Genomic DNA, 16,406 nt, shown 5'->3' with positions numbered 1-16,406 from the left:
AAGGGTTTCAGAGACAAACCTCGCCGGAGCTACCCTTTACGCGGCGCGGTCTCTGCATGATGACTGCGATGGCGGTGATAACCATCGATCATACTGCGAAAAATTTGCCCTGGCGTGTCACCCAGCGTGCACAGGTAAATATGCGCGCAGATGAACAGTAAGCCCACAATCGCTAACGCCATATGCAGCACCAGCATCACCGGCCCCGCCCCTACCACCTGCGGGTAGAGACATAGCAACCCGGTGATGATCAGTAGTGGAACCAGTGCGTACATGATGGCCAGGTAGGCCAGCTGTTGCAGCGGGTTAAATTTGTCCTCTGCTGTTGCGGCAAACGGGTGCGGCTCACCTTTCATAATGCCATACAGATAAAAGCGTGTTTGCAGCAGGCAGCGTGATATCAACCCGCTAAATTTCACGCGATAATGGCAGCCGTTGCCGCTGGTTGCGTTTATTAACACAAAGCCAATCCAGAAGGCCAGCAATGCGAAGCCACACCAGGTATGTACCTGCACCATTAAGGCCACCGGTCCGACAGAAAAGTGGCCAAACAGGCCGCTCAGCAGAAGCAGGATAAAGAGCAGCGCATTACCCCAGTGCCAGCGGCGGACCGCCAGCGAATAAAGGTAGTCCCGATGCTCTTCGCCGGTTGCCGTTTTGGGCGCCAGCATCCGACGTAACAGCGCGTGCGTTACCAGGCCCGCAATCATCAGCACAATAATAACGCCTGCATAAATGAGCCACAGCGGCCAGTAGTCCGGCGCATAGTTAAGCTCTGCTCCCCAGATAGAATTCATACATTACCCTCCTGATGGATCTCTTTACGCCGATAGACACTTACCGGGCCGCTACGCGTATCCTGCTGGCGATAAACCTCTTTTTGATTAATCCAGTGCTGAATTTCCGGGTCATCGCGACGTCCAAACTTCAGCGCATCCGTCGGACAAACGGAAACGCAGGCTGGCGATTGTCCGACCTCCAGGCGAGTATCGGCGCAGAAGTTACATTTGTCGGCAATCCCCGTTTGTGGGTTGAGGTAGCGGACATGGAACGGGCAAGCGGCAACGCAGTAGTCACAACCAATACAGCGAGACTTATCCACTTGCACAATGCCATTTTCGTCACGAAATGAAGCGCCGGTAGGACAGACGCTGACGCACGGCGCATCTTCACAATGCTGACAGGAAACGCGAACAAACTGGAAGTGGGACAGCACCTCGGGTTCATGTTCGGGTGAACGGATCTGCACTTGTAGGCGACTAAATCCCTCCGGCACGTCATTCAGTACCTTGCAGGCAACCGTACACGCCTGACAGCCAATACAGCGTTTCTCGTCATGCAGCATGACATAAGGGTTTGTTGATTGATTCATGATGTTCTCCTTTCTCATGCCCGACGAAGCGTGACGCCAGCGGTGTGCACCACCGTACCGGAAACCGGACTGGTAACATGCGGAAGCAAATTACCGCAGTGAATACCGTGCGTCGTCGCCGCGGTTTTGGCTCCCGCCTTGGCGCCAAATCCCATATAAACGAACAGCGTATCGGGTCGAATTCCGGCAGTAACCAGCGCTTTGCCTTTTTCCTTACCGGTCGCATTTTCCAGCCAAATCTCATCGCCGTTTTTGATGCCTTTTTCACGGGCCGTTTGCGGGTGGATCCACACCGCGTTATCCCACATCAGCTCACTCAGCAGCGGTACATATTGCGTCGCGCCGTTGGTATGCACCGCCACTTTTCCCTGAATAAAATAGAGTTCATTGTCGCCTTTGAGGGCAAAATTGCGGGCGCGCGGAATACCGTAGCCAGGCAAAAGTGCTTCCAGCTCTTCAGAGTACAGTTCAATTTTTCCAGACGGGGATTTAAAGCGCAGTTGCTCGCCATAGGTACCGTCGCCGTCAACCGCCACCGCGCCCGGATAACGCGCCACAAACTGACGCACTGCTTCAGGTTCCCGCAGCAGCAGCGGAATCCCCCACTCCAGATATCCTTTCTGACGCAGTTCAGCGGAAAGCGCATGATCACCATTAAGCTGGTACAGCTGCCGCGTCTGCATATCCTGCCAGGGGTAGAACTGCCCAAGACCTAACTGCACGGCCAGCTCTTTCCAGATTTGCCAGCTCGGACGCGCATCCCCTATCGGCTCTACAACCTGCTGGCGCAGGGCATAGGCCGGATTCAGGCCCGACATGTCAGAGACTTCTTCATCGCGTTCAAGGTAGGTGCATTCGGGTAACAGATAATCGGCATATGCCGCGCTTTCGCTTAAATAGACATCGCAACTGACCACCAGATCGAGTTGTTCGACGGTTTTGACCAGATCAGGCCGACAGGTCACGGTTTGGAAAGGATTGTGGCGGGACATAATCCATCCCTTCACCGGATACGGCGTCTGGTTTAACACGGCATCGATGATGCTTTGCACCACGCCGCCGCCCGCCGCGATGTATTTGAATTGTGGGGCAATCAAATCGATGCGCTGCGCCATTGGCTTGGGCAATTTGGCATCAGGTTTTGCCAGCACCGGAGCGACCTTCTCTCCGGCCAGCTTATTGTAGGTTGCCGCGGCTTTTTTCTGGTACAAGCCCCCTTCACGCTCAATATTTCCCAGCAGCGCATTGAGGGGGAAAATCATACGCCGCATATCAATTTCTTCTTGCGAAAACGTCGCGCGATGGCCAGGGCTGACGATAGCATGAGGCGCACAGGCGGCCATTTCGCGGGTGACCCGAACAATGACATCAGCAGGCACGTCAGCCTGCTTTTGCGCCCATTCCGGCGTGGTCTCTTGTACTGCTTCTGCCAGTTGGTCAAACCCTGTGGTGTAGCGCGCTACGAAGTCCGCGTCATACAGATGTTCATTAATCATGACGTGACACATGGCCATTAACACCGGCAAGTCGCCGCCCGGCTTGAGCGCATGCCATTCATCCGCCTTGCTGGAGAAGACTGACAAACGGGGATCGAAGCTGACCATTTTTGCGCCCTTTTCCTGCGCGGTCATCAGTTCATGCGTTTCGGCAACCTCAATACCTTCATAGAGATTGTGGCCAAAAGAGACCATATAACGGGTATTGGCGATATCCATAGCCAAATCGCCACCCATCATCACTTTGGCGGCAATCGATTTTCCGGCGGGGCATGTCGACGCATGCGTAAAGGTGTTTGGCGATCCAAACGCCGTTGCCAGCTGAAATAAATGACCCGAAAGCGAACCGGATTTGGAAGAGAATACGACCCCCTGAGGACCATGCTGCGCTTTTATTGCCGTCATTTTTTCGGCAATTTCTTTGTAAGCCTGTTCCCAACTAATAACCTGCCATTCTCCGCTGCCGCGAGGCCCTGTTCGTTTCATGGGTTTAACAATACGGTGCGGGTCGTTGACCAGGCTAACACCACTGCCTCCGCGCGCGCAGACACGCGTGCCTTGTTGAGGCGCATTAGGGTTCCCCTGAATAAAAACCGTCTTGTTATTAATTACCTGTGCCTGTATTGGGCAACGATAAGAACACATTTCGCACAAGCTTGGCGTCAGAGATGTTTTCCCCTTAATGCTCTCTGGAGAATTTCGCGCCAGTGCGCCTGGCGGAAAACTGCCTATCGCGCAGGCTGAGCAACCGACACCCACTCCTCGCAAAAAATTACGCCGACTAATGCTCATATAACCTCCTGTTATTAGATATATCCAATTATTATATGGTGTTTAAATTATTAATTTTTAACCTCACTCACATTTCATTAGAATATAGAGCAGCTAACCGCCAAAATAAAAACCCATTGTTTATAAAAGAATTTTAAAATTTCCAGAACACAACAAATCAGCACTAAATAACAATAATGGTTCTCATTTATATTATTTATCAGCTCATAGATTTCAGAAAATTTATTCCAGTAATTTCCCTTAACAGTGCAAAATTTATTAATCAATTCTATTAAAGCCTGTTCATCTCAATTTTATTGCGTACATCATTCAGCATTGATAATCGCATTGCTGATTACCTCGCTATTTTTTGGTATTCTTGGACGAGCGCTAAATTGATCCCGGACATAACTGAACAATGAATGACGGCAAGCAGCAACCTGGTTTTCTCTTTCACGATTACGAGACCTTTGGTACCCATCCGGCGCTGGACAGACCCGCGCAATTTGCGGCTATCCGAACAGATAGCGATTTCAACATCATCGGTGAACCTGAAGTCTTTTATTGCAAACCCGCAGACGACTATCTGCCGCAACCTGAGGCGGTGCTGATAACCGGTATCACACCGCAAGAAGCGCGTGAAAAAGGAGAAAATGAAGCCGCTTTTGCTGCGCGCATCCACGCCCTGTTCACCGTGCCGAAAACCTGTATCCTGGGCTATAACAACGTGCGCTTCGATGATGAAGTGACGCGCAACATCCTGTATCGCAATTTCTACGATCCCTACGCCTGGAGCTGGCAGAACGATAATTCACGCTGGGATCTGCTGGATGTGATGCGCGCCTGCTATGCCTTGCGTCCTGAAGGAATTAACTGGCCGGAAAACGACGACGGCTTACCCAGCTTTCGCCTGGAGCATTTGACCAAAGCCAACGGTATTGAACATGCCAATGCCCACGATGCGATGGCCGATGTATACGCCACAATTGCCATGGCGCAATTAGTGAAGTCGCGCCAGCCGCGCCTGTTTGATTATCTCTACAGCCATCGCAATAAGCACAAGCTGGCCGCACTGATTGATGTCCCGCAAATGAAGCCGCTGGTCCATGTTTCGGGGATGTTCGGCGCATGGCGCGGCAACACCAGTTGGGTGGCGCCATTAGCCTGGCATCCTGAGAATCGCAACGCGGTGATTATGGTCGACTTAGCCGGTGATATTTCACCGCTGCTCGAACTGGACAGCGACGCGCTGCGTGAGCGGCTCTACACTGCTAAGGCTGATCTGGGAGATAACCCAGCCGTGCCGGTTAAACTGGTGCACATCAACAAATGCCCGGTACTGGCACAGGCGAATACCTTGCGCCCGGAAGATGCCGATCGCCTTGGCATTAACCGCCAGCATTGTCTGGATAATCTCAAAGTACTGCGCGAAAATCCGCAGGTACGCGACAAAGTGGTGGCCATCTTCGCCGATGCGGAACCCTTTACGCCATCAGATAACGTAGACGCACAGTTGTACAATGGTTTTTTCAGCGATGCTGACCGTGCCGCAATGAAAATCGTCCTGGAAACTGAGCCGCGCAATTTACCGGCGCTGGATATCTCCTTTGTCGATAAGCGCATTGAAAAGCTGCTGTTTAACTACCGCGCACGTAACTTTCCCGGAACGCTGGATGAAGCCGAACAGCAGCGCTGGCTGGACCATCGTCGTCAAATATTCACGCCGGAGTTTTTGCAAAATTACGCCAATGAATTGCAGATGCTGAGCCAGCAATATGCAGATAACAAAGAGAAACTGATGCTGCTGAAGTCACTCTGGCAGTATGCGCAAGAGATTGTATAACTCTCACGTATAAAAAAACCGGAGAACATGTCTCCGGTTTTTTTTATCTAAATACAGCTATTACGCGATATCTTCGTCGTACTGTGGCACCGGGTTACGGAAGCTTTTGGTCACGCAAGCCAGGTAAATCAGACCAATAGCGGCCCAGATCAGCCCCAGAACCATTGAGCTCTCTTCCAGGTTCACCCACAGCGCACCAACGGTCAGCGCACCGCACATAGGCAGGAACAGATACTGGAAGTGGTCTTTCAGCGTCTTGTTACGCTTCTCACGGATCCAGAACTGGGAGATCACCGACAGGTTAACGAAGGTAAACGCCACCAGCGCACCGAAGTTAATCAGCGCCGTCGCCATCACCAGGTCGAAGTTAATTGCCAGCAGAGCAATCGCACCAACCAGAATGATGTTCATGGACGGAGTACGCCATTTCGGGTGGACATAACCGAAGAAACTTTTCGGGAACACACCGTCACGCCCCATCACATACATCAGACGCGCTACGCCTGCATGCGCCGCCATACCTGACGCCAGTACGGTAATGGTAGAGAAAATCAGCGCGCCAACCTGGAAGAACTTACCAGCGACATACAGCATGATTTCCGGCTGCGAAGCGTCCGGATCCTTGAAGCGTGAGATATCCGGGAAGTACAGCTGCAACAGATAGGTGGAGACGATAAAGATCAGGCCACCAATCAGCGCGGTCAGGAAAATCGCCCGCGGGATCACACGTTCAGCGTCTTTGGTTTCTTCAGACAGGTTGCTGATACCGTCAAAACCGGTGAACGAGAAGCACAGAATAGTCGCTCCCGTGATCATCGGGATCACATGCGCATCACCTGACCAGAACGGACGGCTGCTCGCCAGCGTACCGGCACCTTCCCCTTCGAACACGCCATAAACGACCATGCCGAGGATCACTGCAATCAGCACTACCTGCAACAACACGATGACGGTGTTGAAATTCGCAACAGATTTCAGGCTGCGCAGGTTAAAGGCAGTCATAAAGGCCACCAGCGCCACCACGAATATCCATGACGGTATCGACGGCACCAGAGCTTCAAAATAAATTTTCGCCAACAGAATGTTGATCATCGGTGCGAACAGGTAGTCCAGCAGTGATGACCAACCCACCATAAAGCCAACGGTCGGGCTAATGGATTTCTGGGCGTAAGTGTAGGCAGAGCCTGCAGACGGATAGCGACGCACCAGTTTACCGTAGCTCAGTGCGGTAAAGAGGATGGCGATCAGTGCAAAGGCGTAAGCTGTCGGGACGTGACCATCGGTCATTCCTGATACGATACCGAATGTATCGAACAGCGTCATCGGCTGCATATAGGCAAGGCCCATCATGACAACCGGAACCAGCGTAAGCGTTTTACGTAATTCCACGCGAGAGGTGTTTGGAGTAGCGTTATGCGACATGGTTATCCCCCATTACGGCGAAAACCGTCGCGTAAGCAAAAAATTGCCCCATTTTTTGTTAATCCTCAGCGACAACAACTGTCGATTTTTAAGTAAGTATCTATCCGGTACGAAGCCCGGCCTCTTTTATGAATGATTGGTTTGATGCAAAAAAATAACCGACGCGTATTAAAACGTCGGTTAATGTCATTTTTTGCAAGCGGCGTATTTTGCACTAATTTGGAGAGAAATAACAAGAGATTGAAGCTACTACAAAAGAATATTTTTTCTTAACTGATTGATTTATCAGCAGCCGTTTTAACATACACCCCCGCAATAGCACTATTTGCTAAAATCTCATCCCGCCACCAGGCGCTGGCCAACCCGGCAGTCTGTTCATTCCAACCTATCCACACGGGTTCAAAGATAATTTGTGCGACCACCTTTTTCTCAATCAGAGCGCCGCTCTCCAGAAATCGCTGCGCCAGATAGCGCGGAATATAGCCGCATCCCAGACCACTGATTTGCAGTTCCAGCTTGGTTTTGAAGTCAAAAACGGTGATGGCTTCCTGATCGTCGAGCACCTGAGAGCCCGAGACGTTGGCATGCTGTGCATTGTCGCCCACCACAATCGCGCGAAAACGCCGAATAGTGCGACGATTCAACGGCTCCTGTTCCTGCGCCAGCGGATGATGCGACGCAACCACAAACACCTGCTCCAGAACCCCTAGCTGCGCAAAGCCAAATTCGCTCGCGGCAGGCGGCTCATGTGTGGCGCCGACAATAATATCCGCCCGCCCCTGAGTGAGGGCATCCCAGGAGCCGCCCAGCACGCCATTGATAAATTTCAGGCGCGTCACACTGTGGTGTTGATAGAAAGATTCGATGAGTGGGGCCAGCAGCGAAAAGGGAAACGTATCATCTACGCCAATAACCAGTTCATTCTCCCAGCCTTCGTGAAGTTTAATCGCCTGCTTTTCGAGTTCGCGGACGGTGTGCAACACCTCCCGCCCCTTTTCCAGCAGCATCTGCCCGGTACGGGTAAACTTAGCCCGATGTCCGCTGCGATCGAGTAGCTGAATATTAAGATCGCTTTCCAGCTTATGGACGGTGTAGCTAAGCGCAGACGGCGTCTTAAACAATTTTGCCGACGCCGCAGCGAAACTGCCCTCTTTTTCCAACGCATCGAGGATGATAAGAACGTCCAGCAGTGGTTTCATACTCGCCCCCTGGCGGTATCAGCGGCACTCTGCTGGTCTGTCACTCCATCGGCATCACCAGCGGGTCAGGATACTGGTACTCAAACCCAAGCTCGTTACAAATACGGTTGCCATCAATGACTTTACCTTTACCGTTATCCTCATTGCCACGAAATTCCGGCGGCTCCATCCCCAACTGGCGGGCCATCTGTGGATAGAACACATTGCGCGCCGGATGCATAGGCGCACATATATTATAGATGTGTCCCCCTTTTGGCGCTTGCAGCAGCAAAGAGATGGCGGAAACCACATCATCCAGATGCACCAGATTGACGCCATGGTGTCCATCTGGCGCCGTCTTGCCAGCGAAAAAACGACCGGGATGTCTTCCCGGGCCGACAAGTCCGGCCAGGCGCAAAATATCCACCGAAGTGCCGGGTAAATTGTGCAACCAGTCTTCAAGTTCTTTCAAAACGCGACCACTTGCCGTGACCGGGTTACGCGGAGTCCCTTCTTTCACGATGCCTTGTGCATCGCCATAGACCGACGTCGAACTGGTAAAAATAATCCGCGGGATACGGTACGCCAGCGCACTGTCGACCAGCTCCTGCATAGCCTGCAGGTAAAATGTCTCCCCCGGACCGCTACGGCGCGCAGGTAGCGTAATAACCAGCGCGTCGGCGTCCATCAGTGCGTCGAGATCGTCTGTCTCACAGACCAGTTCAGGCTCCAGGCGCAGCGAGTAGCTCTCTATACCACTCATGCGGGCCGCTTCCACCCCATCCAATGTGGTTTTGCTGCCGGTAACCTGCCAGCCTCTCGCCGCCAGCGACATAGCTAACGGCATGCCTAACCAACCTAAACCGACAATTGCGACCTTTTTCATGCCTTCTCTCCTGACTTTTGGCCTATAACGCAAGGCTACGCTAGCCCACAGTGGCTGACAATTCATAGTATCAATATGAAATGAATTAATGATCAAAAAAAGCCCTTGCTTTCCGTAGCTAAAGTGGTTTAGGTTAAAAGACATCAAATGAATAAACATTCATCGAGAAAATTTATGACACGCGCTCAATTCAAACACCATCATCACCATCATCCTGACTAGTCTTTCAGGCGATGTGTGCTGGGAGACATTTAAATCTTCCAGCGGAGCATGAGCGTATGAGAAAGCCCCCGGAAGATTTCTTCCGGGGGCTTTTTTTTGTGCGTGACCCAAACTGATTCAGACAGGATAACGAGGAATAAAGAATGTTAGATAACACCCGTTTACGCATAGCTATGCAGAAATCAGGTCGTTTAAGCGATGATTCACGCGAATTGCTGGCCCGTTGCGGCATTAAAATTAATCTTCACACCCAGCGCCTGATCGCGATGGCTGAGAATATGCCGATCGATATTCTGCGCGTGCGTGATGATGATATCCCGGGTCTGGTGATGGACGGCGTCGTAGATCTCGGCATCATCGGGGAAAACGTTCTCGAAGAGGAACTGCTCAACCGCCGGGCCCAGGGTGAAGATCCACGCTATTTTACCTTGCGTCGTCTGGACTTCGGCGGCTGCCGTCTTTCGCTGGCTACCCCGGTTGATGAAGCCTGGGATGGCCCGGCAGCGCTGAACGGTAAGCGTATCGCTACCTCTTACCCACACCTGCTTAAACGTTATCTTGATCAAAAAGGGGTGTCGTTTAAATCCTGTCTGTTAAACGGCTCTGTAGAAGTCGCTCCCCGCGCAGGTCTGGCTGATGCGATTTGCGATCTGGTGTCAACCGGAGCCACGCTTGAAGCCAACGGTCTGCGTGAAGTGGAAGTGATTTACCGCTCTAAAGCCTGCCTGATTCAGCGCGACGGCGAAATGGCCGAAGCCAAGCAACAACTGATCGACAAACTGCTGACCCGTATTCAGGGGGTTATTCAGGCTCGTGAATCAAAATACATCATGATGCACGCGCCGAGCGAACGTCTGGACGAAGTCATCGCCCTGCTGCCAGGCGCTGAGCGCCCTACCATTCTGCCACTGGCAGGTGACCAACAGCGCGTAGCCATGCACATGGTCAGCAGCGAAACCCTGTTCTGGGAAACGATGGAAAAATTGAAAGCGCTCGGCGCCAGCTCCATTCTGGTGCTGCCGATTGAGAAGATGATGGAGTGATAGCCATGAGCTTCAATACCCTGATCGACTGGAATAGCCGTAGCCCCGAGCAGCAGCGCGAACTGCTGATGCGCCCGGCGATATCCGCCTCTGAAAGCATCAGCCGCACGGTGGCCGAGATTCTTGAGAACGTCAAAAATAACGGCGACCGGGCGCTGCGTGAATACAGTGCTAAGTTTGACAAAACCGAGGTCGGCGCGCTGCGCGTCACCGAAGAAGAAATTCAGCAAGCCAGTAGCCGCCTGAGCGCCGAGCTGAAACAAGCCATGCAGGCGGCGGTGCGTAATATTGATGCGTTCCACACCGCGCAAATTCTGCCGCCAGTGGATATTGAAACTCAGCCTGGCGTGCGCTGCCAGCAGATTACTCGCCCTATCGCCTCCGTAGGCCTGTATATTCCTGGGGGATCGGCACCGCTCTTCTCGACCGTATTAATGCTGGCGACCCCGGCGCGTATCGCTGGCTGCAAAAAAGTGGTGCTCTGCTCACCGCCGCCGATTGCCGATGAAATCCTCTACGCCGCGCAACTGTGTGGCGTAAAAGAGGTGTTCAACGTGGGCGGCGCGCAGGCCATTGCCGCGCTGGCGCTGGGTACCGAATCTATTCCTAAGGTCGATAAAATCTTCGGGCCAGGCAATGCGTATGTGACCGAAGCCAAACGTCAGGTCAGCCAACGTCTTGACGGCGCGGCTATCGACATGCCTGCGGGCCCGTCTGAAGTGCTGGTTATTGCCGACAGCGGCGCAACGCCTGACTTTGTTGCTTCCGACCTGCTTTCTCAGGCCGAACACGGCCCCGACTCGCAGGTTATCCTGCTGACGCCAGACGCTACGCTTGCCGAAGGCGTGGCCAAAGCCGTTGAACGCCAGCTTGCCGAGCTTTCCCGCGCCGACACCGCACGTCAGGCGCTCGCCGCCAGTCGACTGATCGTCGCCAGAGATCTTGAGCAATGCGTGGCCATCTCTAACGCCTACGGCCCAGAGCACCTGATTATTCAGACCCGTAACGCGCGTGAACTGGTTGACGATATCACCAGCGCTGGTTCGGTATTCCTGGGTGACTGGTCTCCTGAGTCGGCTGGTGACTATGCTTCCGGCACCAACCACGTTCTTCCGACCTACGGCTATACCGCAACCTGCTCAAGCCTTGGGCTGGCTGATTTCCAGAAACGGATGACGGTACAGGAATTAACTCCCCAAGGTTTCTCTGCCCTGGCCTCCACCATTGAAACACTGGCCGCGGCTGAACGACTGACTGCCCACAAAAATGCCGTCACCCTGCGCGTTAACGCCCTGAAGGAGCAAGCATGAGCACTGACAACTTTCTCAGCGTCACTGATTTAGCCCGTAAGAATGTTCGCGAGTTAACGCCCTATCAGTCTGCCCGTCGTCTTGGCGGTAACGGGGACGTGTGGCTCAACGCGAATGAGTACCCAACCGCCGTTGAGTTCCAGCTACGCCAGCAGACGCTGAACCGCTATCCGGAGTGTCAGCCGAAAGCCGTAATTGAGAATTACGCGCAATATGCTGGCGTCAAACCAGAACAGGTGCTGGTCAGCCGCGGCGCAGATGAAGGGATCGAACTGCTGGTGCGCGCTTTTTGCGAACCCGGTAAAGATGCCATTCTCTACTGTCCGCCGACTTACGGCATGTACAGCGTCAGCGCCGAAACGATTGGCGTTGAATGCCGCACCGTCCCGACCCTGGATAACTGGCAGCTGGATTTACAAGGTATCGCGGACAAGCTTGATGGCGTGAAAGTGGTCTACGTATGCAGCCCCAATAACCCGACCGGCCAGCTGATAAATCCGCAGGACCTACGTTCACTGCTCGAAATGACGCAGGGTAAAGCCATCGTGGTCGCTGATGAGGCCTATATTGAGTTTTGTCCGCAGGCTACGCTGGCAGGCTGGCTGTCTGAGTATCCGCATCTGGCAGTATTACGCACGCTGTCCAAAGCGTTTGCTCTCGCCGGTTTACGCTGCGGATTTACGCTGGCGAATGAAGAGGTTATCAATCTGCTGTTAAAGGTGATTGCCCCCTACCCGCTTTCTACCCCGGTAGCGGATATCGCCGCCCAGGCGCTGACGCCACAAGGGATTTCCGCCATGCGCCAACGCGTAGAGCAGATCCTGCAAGAGCGTCAGTATCTGGTGGAGAACCTGAAAACCATTCGCTGTGTAGAGCAGGTTTTTGACTCTGAAACTAACTATGTTCTGGCGCGCTTCACCGCATCAAGCAGCGTATTTAAATCTTTGTGGGATCAGGGCATTATCTTACGAGATCAGAATAAACAACCTTCATTAAGCGGCTGCCTGCGAATTACTGTCGGAACCCGCGAAGAGAGCCAGCGCGTCATTGACGCCTTACGTGCGGAGCAAGTATGAGCCAGAAGTATCTTTTTATTGACCGTGATGGAACCCTGATTTCCGAACCGCCAAGTGACTTTCAGGTCGATCGCTTTGACAAACTCGCCTTCGAGCCGGACGTCGTTCCCGTTTTGCTGAAGCTGCAAAAAGCCGGCTTTAAGCTGGTGATGATTACTAACCAGGATGGACTCGGTACGCAGAGCTTCCCGCAGGCCGATTTTGACGGTCCGCATAACCTGATGATGCAAATATTCACCTCTCAGGGCGTAGCATTCGATGAGGTGCTGATCTGCCCGCACCTGCCAGCGGACGCGTGTGATTGCCGTAAGCCAAAAGTGAAACTGGTTGAGCAGTATCTGGTTGAACAGGCCATGGATGTGGCAAACAGCTACGTCATTGGTGATCGGGCGACCGATATTCAGCTCGCAGAAAACATGGGCATTAGCGGATTACGCTACCACCGTGACACCCTGAACTGGGCGATGATCGGCGAGCAGTTGACCAAACGAGACCGTTACGCGCACGTTGAGCGCAATACCAAAGAGACGCAGATTGACGTCAAAGTCTGGCTGGACCGCGAAGGCCGTAGCAAAATCAATACCGGCGTTGGCTTCTTTGACCACATGCTGGATCAAATCGCCACCCACGGCGGTTTTCGCATGGAAATAGCCGTCAAAGGCGATCTGTATATTGACGATCACCACACCGTTGAAGATACCGGTCTGGCGCTGGGTGAAGCCTTAAAGCTGGCATTAGGCGATAAACGCGGTATCAACCGTTTTGGTTTTGTGCTGCCGATGGACGAGTGCCTGGCACGTTGCGCGCTGGATATCTCAGGGCGTCCGCACCTGGAATACCGCGCGGAGTTTACCTACCAGCGCGTTGGCGATCTGAGCACAGAGATGATTGAACACTTCTTCCGTTCACTCTCTTACACCATGGGTGTCACCTTGCACCTGAAAACCAAAGGGAAAAATGACCACCACCGTGTGGAGAGCCTGTTTAAAGCCTTTGGTCGTACGCTGCGTCAGGCTATTCGCGTAGAAGGCGATACGCTGCCCTCCTCAAAAGGAGTGCTGTAATGAACGTGGTGATCCTTGATACCGGCTGCGCCAACCTGCACTCGGTGAAATCCGCCGTCGCACGCCATGGATACGACCCGGTTGTCAGCCGTGACCCGGACGTGGTGCTGCGTGCCGATAAACTGTTTCTGCCGGGCGTCGGTACCGCTCAGGCGGCTATGGACCAGTTGCACGAGCGTGAACTGATTGAACTGATTAAAGCCTGTACGCAACCGGTACTGGGGATCTGCTTAGGCATGCAACTACTTGGCCGCCGCAGCGAAGAGAGTAACGGTGTCTCTCTGCTGGGCATTATTGAGCAGGACGTTCCGAAGATGACCGATTTCGGTCTGCCGCTGCCGCATATGGGCTGGAATCGCGTCTATCCGCAGGCGGGAAATCGTCTGTTCCAGGGCATTGAAGATGGCGCATATTTCTACTTTGTACACAGCTATGCTATGCCGGTGAACCCGTGGACCATCGCCCAGTGCCATTACGGCGAACCATTTACCGCGGCAGTACAAAAGGACAATTTCTTTGGCGTGCAGTTTCACCCTGAACGCTCGGGCGCGGCTGGGGCGCAGTTGCTGAAAAACTTTCTGGAGATGTAATGATTATTCCGGCATTAGATTTAATCGACGGCACGGTGGTGCGTCTTCATCAGGGCGATTACGCAACGCAACGTGATTATGGCAACGATCCTCTCCCCCGTTTACAGGATTACGCAGCTCAGGGTGCCGAAGTACTGCACCTGGTTGATTTAACTGGCGCGAAAGACCCGGCGCAGCGGCAGATCCCGCTGATTAAAACGCTGGTCGCAGGTGTCAATGTTCCGGTACAGGTTGGCGGTGGCGTGCGTACTGAATCGGACGTTGCGGCGCTGCTTGACGCAGGCGTGGCGCGCGTGGTGGTAGGTTCGACGGCAGTAAAATCCCCCGAGGTAGTCAAGAGTTGGTTTGCCCGTTTTGGCGCCGACGCGCTGGTGCTGGCGCTGGACGTTCGTATTGACGAGCGCGGTAATAAACAGGTAGCGGTTAGCGGTTGGCAGGAAGATTCCGGGGTTTATCTGGAAGAACTGGTTGAGACCTATTTACCCGTCGGCCTGAAGCACGTGCTGTGCACCGATATCTCCCGCGACGGTACGCTGGCTGGCTCAAACGTCGCGCTTTATGAAGAAGTGTGCGCCAAATATCCGCAGGTAGCATTCCAGTCATCTGGCGGCATTGGCGGGATCGAGGACGTAGCAGCCCTGCGTGGAACCGGCGTACGCGGCGTGATCGTCGGACGCGCCCTGCTGGAAGGTAAGTTCACCGTTGAGGAGGCCATTCAATGCTGGCAAAACGCATAATTCCTTGTCTGGACGTTCGTGATGGACAGGTGGTAAAAGGCGTCCAGTTTCGCAATCACGAGATTATTGGTGACATTGTCCCGCTGGCAAAACGCTATGCCGATGAAGGCGCAGATGAACTGGTGTTCTACGATATCACCGCCTCCAGCGATGGCCGCGTAGTGGATAAAAGCTGGGTATCTCGCGTGGCGGAAGTGATCGATATTCCGTTCTGCGTTGCCGGTGGCATTAAATCCATCGACGATGCGGCGCGCATCCTCTCCTTCGGGGCGGATAAAATCTCTATCAACTCCCCGGCGCTGGCCGAACCGGAGCTTATCACTCGTCTGGCTGACCGCTTTGGCGTGCAGTGTATCGTGGTAGGCATTGATACCTGGTATGACGCCGAAACCGGCAAATATCATGTTAATCAATATACCGGGGATGAAAGCCGTACCCGCGTCACGCAGTGGGAAACGCTGGACTGGGTGCAGGAAGTACAAAAACGCGGCGCAGGCGAAATCGTCCTGAACATGATGAACCAGGACGGCGTACGCAACGGCTACGATCTGGAACAGCTGAAAAAAGTGCGCGACGTGTGCCACGTACCGCTGATTGCCTCCGGCGGCGCGGGCACCATGGAACACTTCCTTGAAGCCTTCCGGGACGCAGACGTTGACGGCGCGCTTGCCGCCTCCGTCTTTCACAAGCAAATTATTAATATTGGCGAATTAAAAGCGTACCTGGCAACACAGGGCGTGGAGATCAGGATATGTTAACGAAGCAACAATGCCGCGAGCTGGACTGGGAAAAAACCGATGGACTGATGCCAGTCATCGTGCAGCATGCGGTTTCCGGTGAGGTACTAATGCTGGGTTATATGAACCCGGAAGCACTGGATAAAACGCTTGAAAGCGGCAAAGTGACCTTTTTCTCGCGGACCAAGCAGCGTCTGTGGACCAAAGGAGAAACCTCCGGTCACTTCCTGAACGTGGTGAGCATCGCGCCCGACTGCGACAACGACACCCTGCTGGTGCTGGTTAACCCGATTGGCCCGACCTGCCATAAAGGCACCTCAAGCTGCTTTGCCGATGCCAGCCACCAGTGGCTGTTCCTGTATCAACTGGAGCAACTACTGGCCGAACGTAAAACCGCTGACCCGGCAAGCTCCTACACTGCGAAGCTGTATGCCAGCGGCACTAAACGTATTGCCCAGAAGGTAGGCGAAGAAGGCGTAGAGACCGCGCTGGCCGCAACCGTGAACGATCGTTTCGAACTGACCAATGAAGCCTCTGATCTGATGTATCACCTGCTGGTTCTGCTGCAGGACCAGGACCTGGATCTGACGACGGTGATTGAGAATTTACGCAAAAGACATCAGTAATAGACAGATACCGGCACTATGCCGGTATCTTTA

16 protein-coding genes, 1 pseudogene and 1 other annotated feature are annotated in these 16,406 nt (G+C 53.5%); of the genes and pseudogenes, 10 read left to right on the top strand and 7 right to left on the bottom strand.

The features are described 5' to 3' along the window. Positions 1–29: 29 nt before the first annotated feature. The 3 genes from phsC to phsA are packed head-to-tail and all read right to left on the bottom strand — an operon-like array spanning position 30 to position 3,660. Complete coding sequence (gene phsC, locus HV311_RS09005; protein ID WP_032319018.1) at positions 30–797, bottom strand: thiosulfate reductase cytochrome B subunit; 768 nt, start codon at positions 795–797, stop codon at positions 30–32. After that, positions 794–1,372 carry a thiosulfate reductase electron transport protein PhsB gene (gene phsB, locus HV311_RS09000; protein WP_016153548.1) on the bottom strand — a complete coding sequence of 193 codons (579 nt, stop codon included), beginning with the start codon at positions 1,370–1,372 and terminating at the stop codon, positions 794–796. Before phsB ends, phsC begins: the two co-directional genes overlap by 4 nt. Before the next feature lie 14 nt (positions 1,373–1,386). Beyond that, positions 1,387–3,660: a thiosulfate reductase PhsA gene (gene phsA / locus HV311_RS08995; protein ID WP_191221000.1), complete on the bottom strand. Its 2,274-nt coding sequence runs from the start codon at positions 3,658–3,660 to the stop codon at positions 1,387–1,389. A 397-nt stretch (positions 3,661–4,057) separates the two neighbouring features. Here phsA and sbcB point away from each other — a divergent pair, with 397 nt between their 5' ends. Then, positions 4,058–5,482: an exodeoxyribonuclease I gene (gene sbcB, locus HV311_RS08990; protein ID WP_019077110.1), complete on the top strand. Its 1,425-nt coding sequence runs from the start codon at positions 4,058–4,060 to the stop codon at positions 5,480–5,482. 60 nt (positions 5,483–5,542) lie between these two features. Here the strand turns inward: sbcB and plaP are convergent, their stop codons facing one another. The 4 genes and pseudogenes from plaP to HV311_RS08970 all read right to left on the bottom strand — a co-directional run bounded on the left by plaP (position 5,543) and on the right by HV311_RS08970 (position 8,968). Further along, the gene (gene plaP, locus HV311_RS08985; RefSeq protein WP_016153551.1) at positions 5,543–6,904 is read right to left on the bottom strand and encodes a putrescine/proton symporter PlaP; all 1,362 of its coding nucleotides are present in this window, start codon (positions 6,902–6,904) and stop codon (positions 5,543–5,545) included. Beyond that, complete coding sequence (yoeI, locus tag HV311_RS28220; RefSeq protein WP_099045591.1) at positions 6,894–6,956, bottom strand: membrane protein YoeI; 63 nt, start codon at positions 6,954–6,956, stop codon at positions 6,894–6,896. Before yoeI ends, plaP begins: the two co-directional genes overlap by 11 nt. Before the next feature lie 162 nt (positions 6,957–7,118). Beyond that, a pseudogene (locus HV311_RS08975) lies at positions 7,119–8,103 on the bottom strand (LysR substrate-binding domain-containing protein). A gap of 40 nt (positions 8,104–8,143) precedes the next feature. Next, positions 8,144–8,968, bottom strand: a complete 825-nt coding sequence (locus tag HV311_RS08970) for an SDR family oxidoreductase (RefSeq protein WP_016156891.1) — start codon at positions 8,966–8,968, stop codon at positions 8,144–8,146. 174 nt (positions 8,969–9,142) lie between these two features. Here HV311_RS08970 and hisL point away from each other — a divergent pair, with 174 nt between their 5' ends. The 9 genes from hisL (at position 9,143) to hisIE (ending at position 16,373) form a co-directional block, all read left to right on the top strand. Continuing rightward, complete coding sequence (hisL, locus tag HV311_RS08965) at positions 9,143–9,190, top strand: his operon leader peptide (RefSeq protein WP_100250077.1); 48 nt, start codon at positions 9,143–9,145, stop codon at positions 9,188–9,190. Further along, positions 9,166–9,288 (top strand) — a sequence feature (His leader region). (Overlaps the previous gene by 25 nt.) A gap of 45 nt (positions 9,289–9,333) precedes the next feature. Continuing rightward, on the top strand, positions 9,334–10,233 hold the full coding sequence (gene hisG / locus HV311_RS08960) for an ATP phosphoribosyltransferase (protein ID WP_003834191.1): 900 nt from the start codon (positions 9,334–9,336) through the stop codon (positions 10,231–10,233). Between the two features lie 5 nt (positions 10,234–10,238). Next, positions 10,239–11,543, top strand: coding sequence for a histidinol dehydrogenase (gene hisD / locus HV311_RS08955; protein WP_191220999.1), 1,305 nt, complete (start codon positions 10,239–10,241; stop codon positions 11,541–11,543). After that, positions 11,540–12,619 (top strand): histidinol-phosphate transaminase, encoded by a 1,080-nt coding sequence (gene hisC / locus HV311_RS08950; protein ID WP_016156893.1) that lies wholly within the window; start codon positions 11,540–11,542, stop codon positions 12,617–12,619. Before hisD ends, hisC begins: the two co-directional genes overlap by 4 nt. Next, positions 12,616–13,683 carry a bifunctional histidinol-phosphatase/imidazoleglycerol-phosphate dehydratase HisB gene (gene hisB, locus HV311_RS08945; RefSeq protein ID WP_016153556.1) on the top strand — a complete coding sequence of 356 codons (1,068 nt, stop codon included), beginning with the start codon at positions 12,616–12,618 and terminating at the stop codon, positions 13,681–13,683. Before hisC ends, hisB begins: the two co-directional genes overlap by 4 nt. Further along, positions 13,683–14,273: an imidazole glycerol phosphate synthase subunit HisH gene (gene hisH, locus HV311_RS08940; protein WP_003030129.1), complete on the top strand. Its 591-nt coding sequence runs from the start codon at positions 13,683–13,685 to the stop codon at positions 14,271–14,273. Before hisB ends, hisH begins: the two co-directional genes overlap by 1 nt. Continuing rightward, positions 14,273–15,010 carry a 1-(5-phosphoribosyl)-5-[(5-phosphoribosylamino)methylideneamino]imidazole-4-carboxamide isomerase gene (hisA, locus tag HV311_RS08935; RefSeq protein WP_191220998.1) on the top strand — a complete coding sequence of 246 codons (738 nt, stop codon included), beginning with the start codon at positions 14,273–14,275 and terminating at the stop codon, positions 15,008–15,010. Before hisH ends, hisA begins: the two co-directional genes overlap by 1 nt. Then, complete coding sequence (gene hisF / locus HV311_RS08930; protein ID WP_019077116.1) at positions 14,992–15,768, top strand: imidazole glycerol phosphate synthase subunit HisF; 777 nt, start codon at positions 14,992–14,994, stop codon at positions 15,766–15,768. Before hisA ends, hisF begins: the two co-directional genes overlap by 19 nt. Next, positions 15,762–16,373: a bifunctional phosphoribosyl-AMP cyclohydrolase/phosphoribosyl-ATP diphosphatase HisIE gene (gene hisIE, locus HV311_RS08925; protein ID WP_191220997.1), complete on the top strand. Its 612-nt coding sequence runs from the start codon at positions 15,762–15,764 to the stop codon at positions 16,371–16,373. Before hisF ends, hisIE begins: the two co-directional genes overlap by 7 nt. The last annotated feature ends 33 nt before the right edge of the window (positions 16,374–16,406 follow it).

Origin of the sequence: Citrobacter sp. RHBSTW-00881, assembly GCF_013728515.1 — a bacterium.
Taxonomy (GTDB): Bacteria; Pseudomonadota; Gammaproteobacteria; order Enterobacterales; family Enterobacteriaceae; genus Citrobacter; species Citrobacter braakii.
This window is presented reverse-complemented; position numbering and strand designations above follow the sequence as displayed.

What these genes read in the sequence shown, in the direction of transcription:
- hisD (WP_191220999.1), top strand. Translation starts at nt 10,239, where the DNA reads ATGAGCTTCAATACCCTGATCGACTGGAATAGCCGTAGCCCCGAGCAG.
- hisC (WP_016156893.1), top strand. Translation starts at nt 11,540, where the DNA reads ATGAGCACTGACAACTTTCTCAGCGTCACTGATTTAGCCCGTAAGAAT.
- phsA (WP_191221000.1), bottom strand. Translation starts at nt 3,660, where the DNA reads ATGAGCATTAGTCGGCGTAATTTTTTGCGAGGAGTGGGTGTCGGTTGC.
- plaP (WP_016153551.1), bottom strand. Translation starts at nt 6,904, where the DNA reads ATGTCGCATAACGCTACTCCAAACACCTCTCGCGTGGAATTACGTAAA.
- HV311_RS08970 (WP_016156891.1), bottom strand. Translation starts at nt 8,968, where the DNA reads ATGAAAAAGGTCGCAATTGTCGGTTTAGGTTGGTTAGGCATGCCGTTA.
- phsC (WP_032319018.1), bottom strand. Translation starts at nt 797, where the DNA reads ATGAATTCTATCTGGGGAGCAGAGCTTAACTATGCGCCGGACTACTGG.
- phsB (WP_016153548.1), bottom strand. Translation starts at nt 1,372, where the DNA reads ATGAATCAATCAACAAACCCTTATGTCATGCTGCATGACGAGAAACGC.
- hisIE (WP_191220997.1), top strand. Translation starts at nt 15,762, where the DNA reads ATGTTAACGAAGCAACAATGCCGCGAGCTGGACTGGGAAAAAACCGAT.
- sbcB (WP_019077110.1), top strand. Translation starts at nt 4,058, where the DNA reads ATGAATGACGGCAAGCAGCAACCTGGTTTTCTCTTTCACGATTACGAG.
- hisG (WP_003834191.1), top strand. Translation starts at nt 9,334, where the DNA reads ATGTTAGATAACACCCGTTTACGCATAGCTATGCAGAAATCAGGTCGT.
- hisA (WP_191220998.1), top strand. Translation starts at nt 14,273, where the DNA reads ATGATTATTCCGGCATTAGATTTAATCGACGGCACGGTGGTGCGTCTT.
- hisB (WP_016153556.1), top strand. Translation starts at nt 12,616, where the DNA reads ATGAGCCAGAAGTATCTTTTTATTGACCGTGATGGAACCCTGATTTCC.
- hisH (WP_003030129.1), top strand. Translation starts at nt 13,683, where the DNA reads ATGAACGTGGTGATCCTTGATACCGGCTGCGCCAACCTGCACTCGGTG.
- hisF (WP_019077116.1), top strand. Translation starts at nt 14,992, where the DNA reads ATGCTGGCAAAACGCATAATTCCTTGTCTGGACGTTCGTGATGGACAG.